This window comes from Cupriavidus yeoncheonensis, assembly GCF_905397275.1.
Classification (GTDB): domain Bacteria; phylum Pseudomonadota; class Gammaproteobacteria; order Burkholderiales; family Burkholderiaceae; genus Cupriavidus; species Cupriavidus yeoncheonensis.
This window is the reverse complement of record NZ_CAJPUY010000001.1, coordinates 215641-228536: the sequence shown is the minus strand read 5'-3', so window position 1 is coordinate 228536 and position 12896 is coordinate 215641. Positions and strand designations below refer to the sequence as shown.

The window sequence follows — 12896 nt, the reverse complement described above, 5'->3', positions numbered from 1 at the left end:
TGCTTTTCAGTGGTAGGCCTGGTCCGCCAACGACAATTTCATCTTGGACCGCCGGAACATGTACCGGTGCTGTGCGGTGGCCCGAGACGTGCCCCCGGGCGGCGGTAGGCCGGGAAGTAGCTGTCGAGATCCTCCAGCACTGATTTGTCGCCGCCGCACAACCCCACGTAGACCTCGGGATCGATCACCAGGCGCTGGGTCCGGTACACATGGGTGTCGGGCGAAAAGCCACGCTTGAACTCGTGCAGCGAGTCGCTCACCGAGCCGCCTAGGCCGCCGCCCAAGTGCAGGTAGCGTAGGCCGTTACCGCGGCCCCACTCGCGCGCGCAGTGGATCACGGTCTTGGTGGGCTGGTAATGGTGGTACGCCCGGTCCCATCCGGCCAAGTGGTACTGCATGATGCCGGTGCCGCGCGCCACGGTGAACAACGCCGCGCCGATCACTGTGCTGCCTTCCTCGACGACGAACAACACCAAATCGCCGCCGAGCGCGCGCACCAGCATGCGATAGTACAGCGAGTCGAAGAAGTAGTAGGGCGCGGCACCCAGCTGTGTCATGGTCCAGTTGTACAACTCGATGAAGCGCGGCAGCGTAGCGAAGTCCCGGTCCAGCCGCGCAGTCACGCCCGCGCGCCGGGCGCGGATAATGCCTTCCTTGTGGCGCCTCTGCGTTTCCTGCCACAGTCGATCGGCGCTTTTGGACAGGTCGATCGAAACGGTCGCGCCATGGTTGACCACGCTTCCCTGAGTGCTGTGCCAACCTACATTGAGCAGCGGATGCAGGCGGATAAACCAGGAGATGCAGCCATGCTCGCGCAGCAGCGCGGTGGCCGTAGCCAGTGCTTCGTCGGCAAATTGCGCCGATGCCCCGGCGCTCAGCACCGGGCCACCGTAGCCATAGGCCGTGGTGGCGTCCCAGGTGCCGCCGGAAATCGCGCGGCGTACCAAGGGAATCAGCAGTACATGGGTGCCGTCGGTGACGCGCACGGCAGCGGCGCTGCCGTGGTCGATGCACTCCGCAGCGGCGTACCAGCCGGGCGTGTGGTGGCAGTCATGGTGACAGCGCGCCAGCGTTGTGCGCCACGCGGGACTAGCCGGTTCCAGCAGGCTCGAATACATTGAGGCCTCCATTCACATCGCCGCCGCGCCGAGCGGGTGGCCCGGAAATGCGGTGCATCGACCCGCCGGCCTGTCTGCGCTCGAACTGCAGCGCGGTAATGCGTTGCTCGATTGAGGGAACGGAAAACGGCGCCAGTCACGACTTGCCGCCAGCATCCCGTCGCGTGCACGTGCTTACTGTTGCGTGGAGCATGGCCGCGCAGAGCAGCCACCAGACGCGCAGAAGGCGCGGCAGCGGGGAAGGTCGAGAGGCGGCGGCGCGGCGCCGGAATAAGACTAGGAGCCGCCACGTCCGGCCGAGGCCCCCAGGCACAGCGGCGCGGTCGGCAATAGTTGGTCGCGCAAGGCTCCGGCAGCGACGACCGGCGTCGCCTATTCGGTTGCCTCGGCAAATTTGACTTCCGCTTGGGCGTGCACGATCGACTCGCTGCCACCCCGGCAAGGGCCGGAACGCGAGTCTTGTGAGAAGAAGGCTCCTGATTGCGGGCACGTGAGAAACTAGGATGGATTCGTCGAACTCTATGGGATCCTGCATGACGCCGGACGTATGTTGTGAGAGATAGACCACATTACTAAAAATACGGCGTGCACGCGCACCATGCCGCGCGAGTGCATACCAGACCCCATGAATGTGAGGAAACAGACGTTGGACAGTCTGCATAGACGATACCTTCCTCACAAAATGCACCCGTTCGGGTGGTAGTGAGACCCGGAATTGCTCCTACGCTCGAACGGCAGTCTTGTCGATCCAGATCATCTTCCATATCTGTCCCCTGGCAGGAGGCAATATGACTACTGCAGCCACATCCACGCGTTCTGTACTGGCTCAACGATTCAAACAACGGCTGAAGCCCTTCATGCCCGCGTGGGTGCTGAAGTTCCACCGCAACCGGGCCATACGCAGGGAAGGCTCACTGTATGAAGGCAAATCACTTGGGGAGGTCTTCACCCACGTGTACCAGACCGGCGGCTGGGGTCTGGCGGCGGACGAGTCGGGGTTCTACAGCGGAAGCAGTTCCCATGACCCGAAGATCGTCGACCCCTATGTCAAGGCAGTGACGGCATACCTCGGGGCAATGCCGGAGCGGCCGGCCGTCGTCGACCTCGGCTGCGGCGATTTCAATGTCGGCAAACGCATCCGCCCCGTCTGTGGACCCTATATCGGCTGCGACGTGGTGGACGCGGCGGTCCAATCGAACCGCACCAGGTTCGCCGATCTCAACGTCGACTTCCGCTGCGTGGACATTACGACCGACCCGCTGCCACCGGGCGACATCGTGATCCTGCGCCAGGTACTGGATCACCTGGACAACGCACGCATTGTCACCGTGCTGTCGAAGCTGGCACCGTACAAGGTACTGATCCTGACCGAGTACCAGCCCCTGAACACGAACTTCACGCCCAATCTCGACAAGGCGATCGGCTCGCACCTGCGATTGTTCGGGCCGGTACCCAGCGGGCTCGTACTGACGGCGCCGCCGTTCAACCTGAAGGTGCTATCCGCGCGGATACTTTGTGAAGTCCCGGATAGCGGGGGTGTCATTCGCACCATCGCCTACGAATTGTCGGGACGCTGAGCGCTGCCGCAGGACGTGAACAACATCGACCGATGCTCGTGTTTAAAGCCTAACATCCTGCTGGTCGGTATCGAGTTCATGCATATGATTGCACCGATTACAGCCGTCGAATCGGCGATGTTATAGCGGCCGTTTCTGGCCGAACTCGGCCGCCGGCTCATCAGCCTCCCCTTATGAAAGTCGGAGAGCCAGTTGTACAGGGTGGCTGGCTTGGTCGAGGTGCTGGGCTTTGGCCGTTTGCCGCTGGCTGCGTGCACGAACTCGCAGGATCAGTGGGATTAGCCCTTTTCTTTCGACGTGAGTGCGCAGTTGCTGCACCCTGCGCTCCGTGATACCGAACTCGGCAGCGATCTCCCGAGTGCCGGCGCCGAGTGCCAAGCGTTCAGCGATCAAGCGGTCGCGTCGGTCAATCGCTTCCAGGTGTCCGCGGGGAATCCACAGCGTCTCGCTACCATATGCAGCAACCAGGTGCCGAAAGGCGGCATGCCCGATCAGACGGGCGACCGGGTGACTCTTGTCGGCCGTGGCGGGGATGTATAGGTTTGCCCCACCGAACCAGGCCACCAGAAGCGAGGTGGCCGTGTAGCCGATCTCAGCGCTCACATCCTCCAGCACTCCGTTTGCCTTGGTTCTGTCCATCATGTCCCCGTCAATCAAAGACAACCCCGTACGTGCAGGCGGCAAGCGCCTCGACCTGCCTCGTGTATTCAGCCATCGCACCTACCGTGATCTCGCCCCGTGCAATCGATGGCTCGGCCAGGACTATCTGCCCATCCGGCCGGCGTAGTTCCTTCGGGGGCAGAAACCGTTCCTTCATGTTCTTGTGCCACGCCGCCTTGCTGAAGCGGTGGCCCGCGACTACCGCTTGCTCGGCAATTGGCGTAATGACTGCGACCCAGTAGAAGCGAACCTGCTCATCTGAGCGGTCTGCGCCCTCGTCCACCAGGATTACCCGCATAGGCCGGCCGTCGCGTGCCATGATTGGCGCTGCCGCCCGGACGGTGGACACCACCTCAGCCCAGTCCGCGCGGCCGCGCAGGGTGAATTCTCGGTAGACCTCGGTCACGCGGCCTGCCCAACCAAGAGCACTGCCAACTTCGTCAGCCCTTTCGTCGTCACCAGCACCTGCTCGCAGATCTTCTCGGTGCCATCGCCCCGCATGACGGTCGTGGTCTTGTGCGTCAAATAGCCAGCCTGGATCTTGTCCTGATAGGCGACGTTGCTCTTGCCACCGGCTCGGCGGTAGATCCAGCCCAGTCGCCGCAGGCTCTCGCAGAACTTGACGGGCTGTTGCTGCAGCGCCTTCGCGGCGCCGGTCAGGTTCAGCAGGCCGTCGGCCGTGGCGATCCGGTCCAGTGCGGCGACCTTGGGTGCGGCGATGGCCAACTCCGCCTCAGCCCTATCCTTCTGCTCGGCCATATCGGCGGCCAGACGAAGAGCGGCGGCATAGTTTGGCGGGATGGCTGGCGCAGCAGTGACTGCGGCGGACTCCAGTTCCTGCCAGCGATCCACCAGGCGGGCCGTGAACTCAGGCGATAGCTGGGCGACGATGACGTAGCTGTCGCGCTTGCCCACCTGGTACTCCGCGGCGGGGCGACCCAGCCCGTCTTTGTATTCCACCGTTGGTGGAATACCGATGACGCCCTTCTCGGCCAGGCGCTCGATGGTGCGTTTCACGCTGTCATGCCGCGACTCGACCAGCTCGGCGATTTCGCGGCTGCTCATGGTCAGGGTCGCCGCTGCCGGATCGCGCTCATGGATTGCAACTTGGCTCATGCCACCTCCCGTTGTTTGTTGCGCGCCTCAGTCAGCGTGCGCGTCTTTGCCACGGCGCACGCGATCTGCTGGCACCGCATCCGGCTGATTCCGTAAGCCGCGGCCGCGACTGCCAAGGATTTGCCATCAATGACCAGCATCTGGTGGATGGCGCGATTTCGGTCTGCTTTCATCTCGGCTGCAGGTAGACATCGATCGGACCGAGCTCGAGCACGGCGCGGCCGCGAGGCGCGCGCCAGTACCCGAAGCCCCAGCGGAGCGGGTTGAACCCGCGGAACTTGATTCGCATAGTCAGACAGCCTCCCGCACGTCGGCCAGGTCAGGCACCGGCAGTCGCGAGTGCCCGTCGTATTCCGCTATTACGGCGCGAGTGGCCGCATCGACTTCGCCGATCTTGCAAAGCTGGATCTGCTCAAACCAGAGGTCCAGCGCCAGGCGGATGTCACGCAGCGCATCGCCGTCGAAGCCCATCCTGCCCGTGCGCTCGAAGCGTTCTCGGGCCCGGATCATCCCGCCATTGGCGGCGATCAGCGCCGGCATGATTTCTTCGCCCGTTCCCTGATGTGCCAAGGTGTGGGCGTGACGGAGCGCGCTGACAATCGTGTTCCACTCTCTCGCCCCACCCGTGCCGCGCGTGATCCCATCCAATGAGGTCAGCACGGCAAGGCGGAAGCGGTCCGCCTCTTCTGCGCGCACCGGCAGGCTCTCTACGTAAAGGCGCTCGGTCGCGTGCAGCTGATCGAGCAGCGTCGGGCGCGGCCGGTAGGCCTTGTTGCGCTTCTTCTTAGTCGTTGCCATCTCAGACTTCCTCTTCAGTCCATACGTCACTGCCCTTCTCTGCCGGGTAGACGAACTTGAAGACGAATGGGTAAAGGGCTGCAGCGATCTTTGTCTTTGCCCGCGCGTCATCCTCGATCATTGCCTTGGCGCCCTTCACGTCATGCATCTCGAGCACGCCGGAAGCGGACATCACCGCAAAGTCAATCGTGATGGAGGTGTTCTTGGCGAGCATCAGCTTGATGCCCTCGAAGCTCCACCACAGCACGCCGCCGGCCAGCTTTTGCTGGTCCAGGTAGACGGAATACCGGGTCTCGGTCTTGTTCATGGTCCCGCGCGGCAACCGGCCCTTCGCCTGGTTGCGCTTAAGCACCGCCGCGGCGCGGTCAGCTTTCGACTGGACGGCCGGCGCCGGCTTGGGCTGGCGCGCCTGGTGCGCGGCCAACTGCTCGGGCGACCAGCGGAGCATCTTGGTCATACCTTCCGTCCCTTGATCCACTCGCGGCGCTGGGCCGCCTGCTTGTCCGATACTGGTGCGTGCTTGTCGCAGGCCGACGACTCTGCGCCGATCCAGCGCAGCGCCAGCGTTTCCTTCAGGCACCTCCCCATACCCACACGTGCATGTGCAACGTCAGAAGCAGTCAGGTGCGATTGCGCCCCTGCGCGCGGCTTTAAGGTGAAGTGCTGGCAGGTAATGCAGGTACTCATGCAGCCTCCTTGGCGCGATCAGCGAGCTGCGCGGCATTTGCCGGCGGCTGGCCGTAAAAAAATTCGAAGATGCGGGCGTGCTCTTCCGGGTTCTCACGGGCCGCCTCGGTCAGCGCCATCTCGCGCCACGGACCCTCGCCGGCCGCCTTGAACACGCGGACACGGAAGTTGCGGAACAACTCGCCGCGGTCCTCGCGCCATACCACGTTGTGCTCCGCAGCCTTGGCCTTGATCGCGTCCGTACCCGTCCACCAGGTCGTCGCCCCAGTGTTGGCGCCAGCCACCGAGCCGCCGGCCATCGGGCCTTCACGGCGCACCCAGTTGCGCCAGGTGGCTTCCCAGTCGGCTTTGCGAGCGTCGGCGCCGCCCTTGGCGTGCCAGTGGTCGCGGAACATGTCAGCAACATGGCGGGTGTGCTCCGCCGTCCAGCTGGGCTGCTCCTTCAGCGCCCACTCGCCCCAGCCCTTCGGCAATACCCACTCTTTCGGGAGGCGAGTCGCCTTTCCGCTGGCGGCGGGTGGCGAAGCCGACCCGCTCTGACCTTTGTGAACCTTTGAGTTATCTGCTTCTGTATCTGCCTCTGAATCTGTATCTGGTGCCGTTGCTGCAACGTTGCATCCCTGTTGCGCAGCGTTCTTTTTCCCCTGCCGGTGCTTGCGAGACCGCTCTGTGCTCGAGTCGGAGGCGAATTGGCGCTTGTCCCAGTTGCGGATGTTCCATTCGGCGTCGACAAAGCCTTTCCGCGTGAAAAGCGCCTTGGTTTCCGCCAGATCTTCGTCGCTGAGACGGAGGGCGAACGCCAGTTCATCTTCTTGCAACGTTGCAAGAGCGTTGCTGCAACGGAGACAGAACAGCATCATGAGGCGGCGCTGCATTGCCTCCGACATGCTCTGCACCTTCGCATCGGTTGCGAACTCGGAGTACATCCGGAACCACGGGTTGGCCATCAAACAGCCCCTTCGGTCGCCACGGCGCAGTCGCCCTGCCCTGCCAGCTTGAGCGCGCGCACAGGCGCCCAGCGGCGGTATGCATCGTCCCAGTAGGTGCGGCGCTCTTCCTTCGTCAGGCGGCTGCCCTGGTCAAGCTCCCGATGACACCAAGCGCAGCCCGGTACAGTCTTCTCGTCATCGGCCTTGATGCCCATGCCTTTGCCGTGGGCCTGCTGGTTGGAGTGGCAATCCACCACCGTGCGGCGGTCATGCGACGGCGCGCCCGGGATCAGCAGGTAGCAGGGCTCGCCGCGGCAGGCCAGCGCGTACCTGCGCTGGGCCATCGGTCGGCGCTTCGGCCCCTTCTTCTTGAAGGGGCTGGGCACCAAGCCGGCCGTTTGTCTCAGCCAGGCGGTAGCGCGCAGCGGCGTGCGGCGTTGGAGCGGGCCGCCACGCTTCATTGGGGTGCGGTGGGTCAGCATGCTACGATTCCTCCAAAGAACGGGAGGACGGGTCATGGACTTTTCGAAATTGACAGTCACGGATTGGGTAATTGCCAGCGCCACATTGCTGGGACCAATCCTTGCCGTACAGGCCCAAAAGTGGGTCGAACGCGCGAGGGAGACTCGCGCTCGAAAACTCTGGGTCTTTCACTCGTTGATGGCCACCAGAGGCGCCCGCCTTCATGCCGACCATGTCCGGGCACTGAACATGATCGACCTGACGTTCTATGGTCCGGTGCGATTGGGCCGAGCTTGGCGATCGAAACGCGATCAAGCTGTCCTCGATTCCTGGAAGGAGTATCTTGATCATCTGGCAGATCCAGCTCACATCGATCCGAACAATCCCGAAGCGGTATTCGCTCAACGCGACGAGCTGTTTGTGAACCTTCTCTTTACGATGGGTAAGTCGCTGGGCTATGAGTTCGATCGAGTACAGCTCAAAAAGGGCGGTTACTCGCCTATGGCCCACGGGCAGTACGAAGAGCGGGTGCAAAACCTCGTTGTTGCTGCGACGGATATCTTCCAAGGCAATAGGGCTCTGAAGTTCGCCCCTGCCGATCACGCCGCAAACTCGGGCAGCGGAGCTCATGCCGCCCCCTGAATCGCGGTGATGATGTCGCGCGCCACTGGCGGGCAGACGGCATTGCCAAGCAAGTGCACGGCAGTGCGATGCTGCTTCGGCAATTGATATTCGGCTGGGAAGCCCATCGCTGCGCGGCACTCATCGGCGCGCAGCATGCGCATACGATCGCCATCTACAACGGCCCAACGGTCGCGCGTGGTGATGGTGCCGATGGGGCGATCAATCGACCGGCCGCCGGCTTCGTTGCCGTAGTACGCAGTCGGGAACCGGTCACCGTGAGCACGCCGTCCGTTCGCAATGCGTGACAGAGTCGCAGCGGCCCGGCCAGGCTTCTCAATCGGCGTCCAGTTTCCGGCAGAGAAATCGATAACGCTGGCGGCTGTCACGTATTGGCGCCGCGGCAGGTTCAGCATCAGCGGGCGATCGCTGCGGCTCAATACGATGAACAGGCGCTCGCGGTGCTGTGGCACACCAAAGTCGGCCGCGTCGACCACGTGCGGAGAGATCTGATACCCCAGCGCCTGCAGCGCCAGCCGCCACGCGGGGAATAAATTCCAGTCCATGAACTCGCGGACGTTCTCGACCACGCCAAAGGACGGGCGGTGGTACTCAAGCGCCGAGACCACGGCCCATGCCGTCGAGCGCGACGCGTCGTGCTGCGGGTTATTTGCGGCCTTTCCGGGGGCCTTGCTATGGCCTTGGCAGCAAGGCGACGCCAGCAGAATGTCGTGCGCAGGAACGCGCGACCAGTCAGCTTGGTGCAGGTCTTGGCACGCGTGCGCCGTCTCGGGATGGTTGGCAGCGTGCGTCTCCACGGCCACCGGCCAGTGGTTTGCTGCCCACACGACGTTGACGCCAGCCATGCGCGCACCGGTAGAAAAGCCGCCGGCACCGGCGAACAGGTCGATCGCCCTCACGCCGCCACCTGCTTCGGTTGCAGCGCACGGCGTTCCAGTACAAAACCCTGGCTCCATTCCTTGCGAGCCTCAGTGTTCTGCGGATACGGGTTGTGACTGCCCTTCTTACCTTCGCGAGCGGCACGCTTGCCCTCAGCGCGAATGGCTTCGCGCGATCGAACTTGTTCCAATCTATTTCCCCGGCTGATCGGTAAATGGGTTAGGCAGTGGCGCGCCTGTATCGGCGCTACCGTCAGGCTGCTTTCAGCGCCTCGATTTGCGATTCCAGTTCGCGGATGCGGCGCTGCTCGGCCGTCTCGCGCATCGATACGAATCCGCAAACGCTGTCTTCGTACTGGCGAATAGCCCAGTTGCCGCAGAGAGCCTGGAAGCGGATACGGAAATCGAACGGCAGATATTTCTTGCCGCTGAGGATGTTGGAGAGGTGCGACTTGGGCATGCCCAAAATCGCCGCGGCGTCCGAGATCGAATAGCGGACGCGACGTTTCGCCCAGCAGAGGACCGTTGCATCTGCCTCGTGACGCAGGCGTGCGATCAGAAGTTGAGCAACCATCTCCGGCTCTCCGACGACTTCGAAAAACGGCATTTCTCGTTGCATCGTTCTCTCTCCCACACAAGTTCCACTTGTTCTCCGTGGCGTTCCACGTACCGATTGGCGTCAAATAGAGGCGCCTCTTCGGACGCCTTTATGAAAACGGTGAACGGCCTACTTTTTCTATGTCCTGCTCGAAGTGCCGACTGGTGGCTGGGTGTCGTCGGTAGCTCTGCCCATTCGTTGGGCGTCATGGTCGGATTCGCAGGCGGCAACATGGCTGGAGGACGAAGGATCAAGCGCGTGTATTGCTCGCCCCTCCTTTCGGGTGCCACGCCTGACGTATGCCCAATCGACCTTGTCGTTCAGCTCTTCGCAGGTGACCGCGCCGTTGGTGAGGCGCTCAATTGCTGGACACTGCTCGGCCGACACCGGCCTCTTTCCGGAGATCCATTGATAGACAAGGCCCTGCGATACGCCCAACTTCTTGGCGAACGCCGCCTGGCTGGTCTTGGTGGAGATGAGGTATTCAGCGAGTGTCATTCGCAAAATACTAGCATAGCTAGTTATAAAATCAATAGCCATGCTTGTTGCTCAATTTAATAGCATTGCTACACTCGCGCGCATGTCGCGACCGATCAAAACCCTCGAAACCTGGCAAGTCGAGGACGCTGAGCGCCTGAAAGGGCTCTATGAACAGCGCAAAGGCAAGATGAGCCAGGAAGAGTTTGGCAACCGATTCGAGATCGGGAGCCAGGCGATGGTTTGGCAGTACCTGAACGCCAGGCGGCCGTTGAATATCAGGGCAGCTAGCGGCTTTGCTCGAGGCCTCGGCGTCGAAGTTGACGCATTCAGCCCGCGGCTAGCAGCGGAAATACGCCGAGCGTCAAGCACGATCACCGAGTCGGTTCCTGTGGTGACACAGGGAAGCGAGAACGGCGCTCGCCCATGCGATCGGCTGCAGTTAGTGATGGCGGAGCAGCACTTGGACGTTCCCGCCTTCGCGCAGCTATTAGGTGTTGAGCAGCCGGTTGTCCGAGCATGGCTCGAGCCGGGTGCCCCAAAGCTCGGCCTTCACCATGCTGTGAAGCTGCAGGAGGCCTATGGCTACAGCCCGAAGTGGCTGATCAATGGGAAGGGCGACCCCAAACTCAGCGGCGCAGTTGAGCCCGAGCTGGACGAGCCCAGCCTACCGTTCGACATCGTCCAGATCCCACAGGACGCGTTCCGCAAGATTCCAGTAACAGGCATGGCGCAGTTAGGCGACAACGGACACTTCGTGGACGTCGAGTACCCCGTGGGCCACGGCGACGGCTACGTGTTTTTCCCCACCAAGGATCCGGACGCATACGCGCTGCGATGCAACGGCGAATCGATGCGCCCGCGTGTGAAGCACAACGAATTCGTAGTGGTCGAGCCGAATACGCAGGTTCAGAACGGCGACGAGGTCCTGGTCAAGTCGTCGGACGGTCGCGTCATGGTCAAGGAGCTGGCGTATGTGCGCGACGGCATCGTGGCGCTGACATCGGTCAATGAAAAGCACGGCATGCTGCGAATCCCACAAGATCAGATCGAGCGCCTGCACTTCGTGGGTGGCATCGTCAAACGGTCGGCCTGGCGGCCGGATTAAACCAAAAGAATTTCAAACAACCCGGAAGGGGAGAAGAAAAATGGGGTCGTACGTCAACAAGAATCTGGGCGCAGGCGAGTCGGTTGTCAGGGAGGCGAAGACCTCATGGATACCCTACCTGCCTGCTGTCGTGTTGGGCATCATCACCCTACCGGTCTTTGGCCTCGGCCTCCTGATCATCATTGCCATTTGGCTTACGATCTGGTCGACGGAGCTGGCGGTCACCAACCGCAAGGTGGTTGCGAAGGTGGGCTTCATCCGCCGCGACACGATCGAAATGCGCCTTGGTAAGGTTGAAAGCGTCCAGGTCAAGCAATCCCTGTTCGGGCGCATGTTCAACTACGGCACGATCATTATCTCGGGCGCCGGCAACCCTCAAGCCCCGATCCGTAACATTGCGCGGCCGCTGGAATTCCGGCGGGCCGTCAACGAACTCGTCGAGAGTCAGGCAGCCTAGGACCGAGATGGTACGCCCAACCATTCCTGTAGACGGCCATGTCCTCCCACCATCCAGGCCGCCAGCACCACCACCTCCGCGACGATAACCAAGAATTCGATATGCCCGCGTTAGAATCCATCAACATCGGATGGCAGAGGGAGCAACGCGACCATGTTCCCCCGCCGTCGAACCCACCATCGCCACCGCCGCGGAGGCAGTAAAAATGGAAGAGTCCGAGCACACCTACCAGTGGGCACGCCGGAATGAGGTCATGGTTCGGGCGTTGACGAACCGGCTGTATCAGCAAGAGCGCCAGCGAATCATGGAGTGGCGCGAGGGTGCGATTAAGGCAACGTCCCTGATCGCCGGCTCGGCTGCTATCGCCAGGATCGCCGATCCAATGGTCTTGTCATGGGCTGGAGCTGTTGTCGTGCTCGGAACAACGCTATCACTGGTGTTCGGATTCGGATCTAAAGCGCGCGACGCTGCCAAGCGCGCGACGGAGTGGGCAATGCTGGACCGCGATATTCATGCGGTTGGCCCAACGGAATTCACCGCGGAACAGGTCAACACTTGGGCCGCACGTTGCAACGAGATCGAGGCCGGCGAGCCTGCAGCCAATGCCCTCTTGCTGCAGCGATCCTACGAGCGTGCGTGCGCGGCAATTGGCGCGCAGCCATCCGTTGTTTCTGGATGGTTATCCAGACTAAAGCCCATCATCGCAATCCCGTAGGACCGTCTGCGGCAATGGCTGCGATGACAAACGGAAATGCCAGCCCACCTCGGTGGGCTTTTCTACGTCCGCAGCGCCGCCCTCACCCGTTCATCGAGCCCACCCGGTAGAGCGTAGCTCCCACTGTCAGTAGCGCTAGCCAGACATCCTCCGGCATCCGCTCGTCGGCCATGATGCCCGCCAGCCCGGCTACCACATCGCCCACGGGGAAATTCCTCATCCCAAAGCGCCATGCGCTCGAAGGCGGCGATCACGTCATCGATCTCCAGATCACGTCCTCATCCAGCGCCCGGCGCTTGAAGCGCCTTGAGAGGCTTTCTCAGCGGCGCAGCTATTCCAACTAGCCGTGCTATTAAAAATTCCAATCGAAACCGACTAGCTGTGCTATTGAATCGATTTACTAGCGTTGCTAGTATTAGGCCATCAACGCACCACCTCTGGTGCGTCTCACCAGATGGAGATCGCCATGGTTTCAGAGGTACGAGAGCGCCACCGCCCTAACGGCTCCGGCGGTATCTACAGCTTGCGCGGCAAGAGCCTGCAGGCTGTCGAGCAACGCGCCCGCGAGCGCTGCAGCGCGATTGACGCGATGCGCAGCCCTTCGATCGGCTTGCCGCGCAAGGACGGCGCCACTGGCGACCACATCGTCGAAGTTCGCTACTACGGGGTGTGAG

20 protein-coding genes are annotated in these 12896 nt (G+C 62.2%); 6 read left to right on the top strand and 14 right to left on the bottom strand.

Annotated elements, in window-relative coordinates:
* Positions 1-38 precede the first annotated feature (38 nt).
* The gene (locus KHO22_RS01100) at positions 39-1118 is read right to left on the bottom strand and encodes a GNAT family N-acetyltransferase (RefSeq protein WP_211945240.1); all 1080 of its coding nucleotides are present in this window, start codon (positions 1116-1118) and stop codon (positions 39-41) included.
* Between the two features lie 788 nt (positions 1119-1906).
* Between KHO22_RS01100 and KHO22_RS01095 the strand changes: the two genes are divergently transcribed.
* The gene (locus KHO22_RS01095) at positions 1907-2695 is read left to right on the top strand and encodes a class I SAM-dependent methyltransferase (RefSeq protein ID WP_211945239.1); all 789 of its coding nucleotides are present in this window, start codon (positions 1907-1909) and stop codon (positions 2693-2695) included.
* 171 nt (positions 2696-2866) lie between these two features.
* On the opposite strand, the gene KHO22_RS01090 is transcribed toward KHO22_RS01095, so the two are convergent.
* From KHO22_RS01090 to KHO22_RS01050, 9 genes are all read right to left on the bottom strand, one after another.
* Positions 2867-3337: a hypothetical protein gene (locus tag KHO22_RS01090; protein ID WP_211945238.1), complete on the bottom strand. Its 471-nt coding sequence runs from the start codon at positions 3335-3337 to the stop codon at positions 2867-2869.
* A gap of 7 nt (positions 3338-3344) precedes the next feature.
* Positions 3345-3761, bottom strand: a complete 417-nt coding sequence (locus KHO22_RS01085; protein WP_211945237.1) for a recombinase — start codon at positions 3759-3761, stop codon at positions 3345-3347.
* Entirely contained in the window at positions 3758-4471 is a 714-nt protein-coding gene (locus tag KHO22_RS01080) for a phage antirepressor KilAC domain-containing protein (protein WP_211945236.1), read from the bottom strand. Before KHO22_RS01080 ends, KHO22_RS01085 begins: the two co-directional genes overlap by 4 nt.
* A complete protein-coding gene (locus KHO22_RS01075) occupies positions 4468-4644 on the bottom strand; it encodes a hypothetical protein (RefSeq protein WP_211945235.1) in 177 nt (58 codons plus the stop codon). The genes KHO22_RS01080 and KHO22_RS01075 overlap by 4 nt, the downstream gene beginning before the upstream one ends.
* A 118-nt stretch (positions 4645-4762) precedes the next feature.
* Positions 4763-5269: a hypothetical protein gene (locus KHO22_RS01070; RefSeq protein ID WP_211945234.1), complete on the bottom strand. Its 507-nt coding sequence runs from the start codon at positions 5267-5269 to the stop codon at positions 4763-4765.
* Between the two features lies 1 nt (position 5270).
* Positions 5271-5726 carry a DUF1064 domain-containing protein gene (locus KHO22_RS01065; RefSeq protein WP_230426694.1) on the bottom strand — a complete coding sequence of 152 codons (456 nt, stop codon included), beginning with the start codon at positions 5724-5726 and terminating at the stop codon, positions 5271-5273.
* A complete protein-coding gene (locus KHO22_RS01060) occupies positions 5723-5956 on the bottom strand; it encodes a hypothetical protein (RefSeq protein ID WP_211945233.1) in 234 nt (77 codons plus the stop codon). The genes KHO22_RS01065 and KHO22_RS01060 overlap by 4 nt, the downstream gene beginning before the upstream one ends.
* The gene (locus KHO22_RS01055; protein WP_211945232.1) at positions 5953-6903 is read right to left on the bottom strand and encodes a hypothetical protein; all 951 of its coding nucleotides are present in this window, start codon (positions 6901-6903) and stop codon (positions 5953-5955) included. The genes KHO22_RS01060 and KHO22_RS01055 overlap by 4 nt, the downstream gene beginning before the upstream one ends.
* Entirely contained in the window at positions 6903-7367 is a 465-nt protein-coding gene (locus KHO22_RS01050; RefSeq protein WP_230426693.1) for a nuclease domain-containing protein, read from the bottom strand. The genes KHO22_RS01055 and KHO22_RS01050 overlap by 1 nt, the downstream gene beginning before the upstream one ends.
* Positions 7368-7401: 34 nt before the next feature.
* Between KHO22_RS01050 and KHO22_RS01045 the strand changes: the two genes are divergently transcribed.
* Positions 7402-7989, top strand: coding sequence for a DUF6680 family protein (locus KHO22_RS01045; RefSeq protein ID WP_211945231.1), 588 nt, complete (start codon positions 7402-7404; stop codon positions 7987-7989).
* Here KHO22_RS01045 and KHO22_RS01040 read toward each other — a convergent pair.
* The 4 genes from KHO22_RS01040 to KHO22_RS01025 form a co-directional block, all read right to left on the bottom strand.
* Entirely contained in the window at positions 7974-8888 is a 915-nt protein-coding gene (locus tag KHO22_RS01040) for a DNA cytosine methyltransferase (RefSeq protein WP_211945230.1), read from the bottom strand. The genes KHO22_RS01045 and KHO22_RS01040 overlap by 16 nt on opposite strands.
* Positions 8885-9058: a hypothetical protein gene (locus tag KHO22_RS01035; RefSeq protein WP_211945229.1), complete on the bottom strand. Its 174-nt coding sequence runs from the start codon at positions 9056-9058 to the stop codon at positions 8885-8887. Before KHO22_RS01035 ends, KHO22_RS01040 begins: the two co-directional genes overlap by 4 nt.
* A 62-nt stretch (positions 9059-9120) precedes the next feature.
* Entirely contained in the window at positions 9121-9486 is a 366-nt protein-coding gene (locus tag KHO22_RS01030; protein ID WP_211945228.1) for a hypothetical protein, read from the bottom strand.
* Positions 9487-9603: 117 nt separating this feature from the next.
* Positions 9604-10005, bottom strand: a complete 402-nt coding sequence (locus KHO22_RS01025) for a transcriptional regulator (RefSeq protein ID WP_230426692.1) — start codon at positions 10003-10005, stop codon at positions 9604-9606.
* Between KHO22_RS01025 and KHO22_RS01020 the strand changes: the two genes are divergently transcribed.
* The 4 genes from KHO22_RS01020 to KHO22_RS01005 all read left to right on the top strand — a co-directional run bounded on the left by KHO22_RS01020 (position 10004) and on the right by KHO22_RS01005 (position 12895).
* A complete protein-coding gene (locus KHO22_RS01020) occupies positions 10004-11050 on the top strand; it encodes a S24 family peptidase (RefSeq protein ID WP_211945227.1) in 1047 nt (348 codons plus the stop codon). The genes KHO22_RS01025 and KHO22_RS01020 overlap by 2 nt on opposite strands.
* A gap of 40 nt (positions 11051-11090) precedes the next feature.
* Entirely contained in the window at positions 11091-11507 is a 417-nt protein-coding gene (locus tag KHO22_RS01015) for a PH domain-containing protein (RefSeq protein WP_211945226.1), read from the top strand.
* 205 nt (positions 11508-11712) lie between these two features.
* Positions 11713-12222, top strand: a complete 510-nt coding sequence (locus KHO22_RS01010) for a hypothetical protein (RefSeq protein WP_211945225.1) — start codon at positions 11713-11715, stop codon at positions 12220-12222.
* Positions 12223-12688: 466 nt separating this feature from the next.
* Entirely contained in the window at positions 12689-12895 is a 207-nt protein-coding gene (locus KHO22_RS01005; RefSeq protein ID WP_211945224.1) for a hypothetical protein, read from the top strand.
* The last annotated feature ends 1 nt before the right edge of the window (position 12896 follow it).

What these genes read in the sequence shown, in the direction of transcription:
- KHO22_RS01055 (WP_211945232.1), bottom strand. Translation starts at nt 6,903, where the DNA reads ATGGCCAACCCGTGGTTCCGGATGTACTCCGAGTTCGCAACCGATGCG.
- KHO22_RS01030 (WP_211945228.1), bottom strand. Translation starts at nt 9,486, where the DNA reads ATGCAACGAGAAATGCCGTTTTTCGAAGTCGTCGGAGAGCCGGAGATG.
- KHO22_RS01090 (WP_211945238.1), bottom strand. Translation starts at nt 3,337, where the DNA reads ATGATGGACAGAACCAAGGCAAACGGAGTGCTGGAGGATGTGAGCGCT.
- KHO22_RS01065 (WP_230426694.1), bottom strand. Translation starts at nt 5,726, where the DNA reads ATGACCAAGATGCTCCGCTGGTCGCCCGAGCAGTTGGCCGCGCACCAG.
- KHO22_RS01070 (WP_211945234.1), bottom strand. Translation starts at nt 5,269, where the DNA reads ATGGCAACGACTAAGAAGAAGCGCAACAAGGCCTACCGGCCGCGCCCG.
- KHO22_RS01005 (WP_211945224.1), top strand. Translation starts at nt 12,689, where the DNA reads ATGGTTTCAGAGGTACGAGAGCGCCACCGCCCTAACGGCTCCGGCGGT.
- KHO22_RS01095 (WP_211945239.1), top strand. Translation starts at nt 1,907, where the DNA reads ATGACTACTGCAGCCACATCCACGCGTTCTGTACTGGCTCAACGATTC.
- KHO22_RS01025 (WP_230426692.1), bottom strand. Translation starts at nt 10,005, where the DNA reads ATGGCTATTGATTTTATAACTAGCTATGCTAGTATTTTGCGAATGACA.
- KHO22_RS01020 (WP_211945227.1), top strand. Translation starts at nt 10,004, where the DNA reads ATGCTTGTTGCTCAATTTAATAGCATTGCTACACTCGCGCGCATGTCG.
- KHO22_RS01015 (WP_211945226.1), top strand. Translation starts at nt 11,091, where the DNA reads ATGGGGTCGTACGTCAACAAGAATCTGGGCGCAGGCGAGTCGGTTGTC.
- KHO22_RS01060 (WP_211945233.1), bottom strand. Translation starts at nt 5,956, where the DNA reads ATGAGTACCTGCATTACCTGCCAGCACTTCACCTTAAAGCCGCGCGCA.
- KHO22_RS01080 (WP_211945236.1), bottom strand. Translation starts at nt 4,471, where the DNA reads ATGAGCCAAGTTGCAATCCATGAGCGCGATCCGGCAGCGGCGACCCTG.
- KHO22_RS01010 (WP_211945225.1), top strand. Translation starts at nt 11,713, where the DNA reads ATGGAAGAGTCCGAGCACACCTACCAGTGGGCACGCCGGAATGAGGTC.
- KHO22_RS01075 (WP_211945235.1), bottom strand. Translation starts at nt 4,644, where the DNA reads ATGAAAGCAGACCGAAATCGCGCCATCCACCAGATGCTGGTCATTGAT.
- KHO22_RS01050 (WP_230426693.1), bottom strand. Translation starts at nt 7,367, where the DNA reads ATGCTGACCCACCGCACCCCAATGAAGCGTGGCGGCCCGCTCCAACGC.
- KHO22_RS01045 (WP_211945231.1), top strand. Translation starts at nt 7,402, where the DNA reads ATGGACTTTTCGAAATTGACAGTCACGGATTGGGTAATTGCCAGCGCC.
- KHO22_RS01100 (WP_211945240.1), bottom strand. Translation starts at nt 1,118, where the DNA reads ATGTATTCGAGCCTGCTGGAACCGGCTAGTCCCGCGTGGCGCACAACG.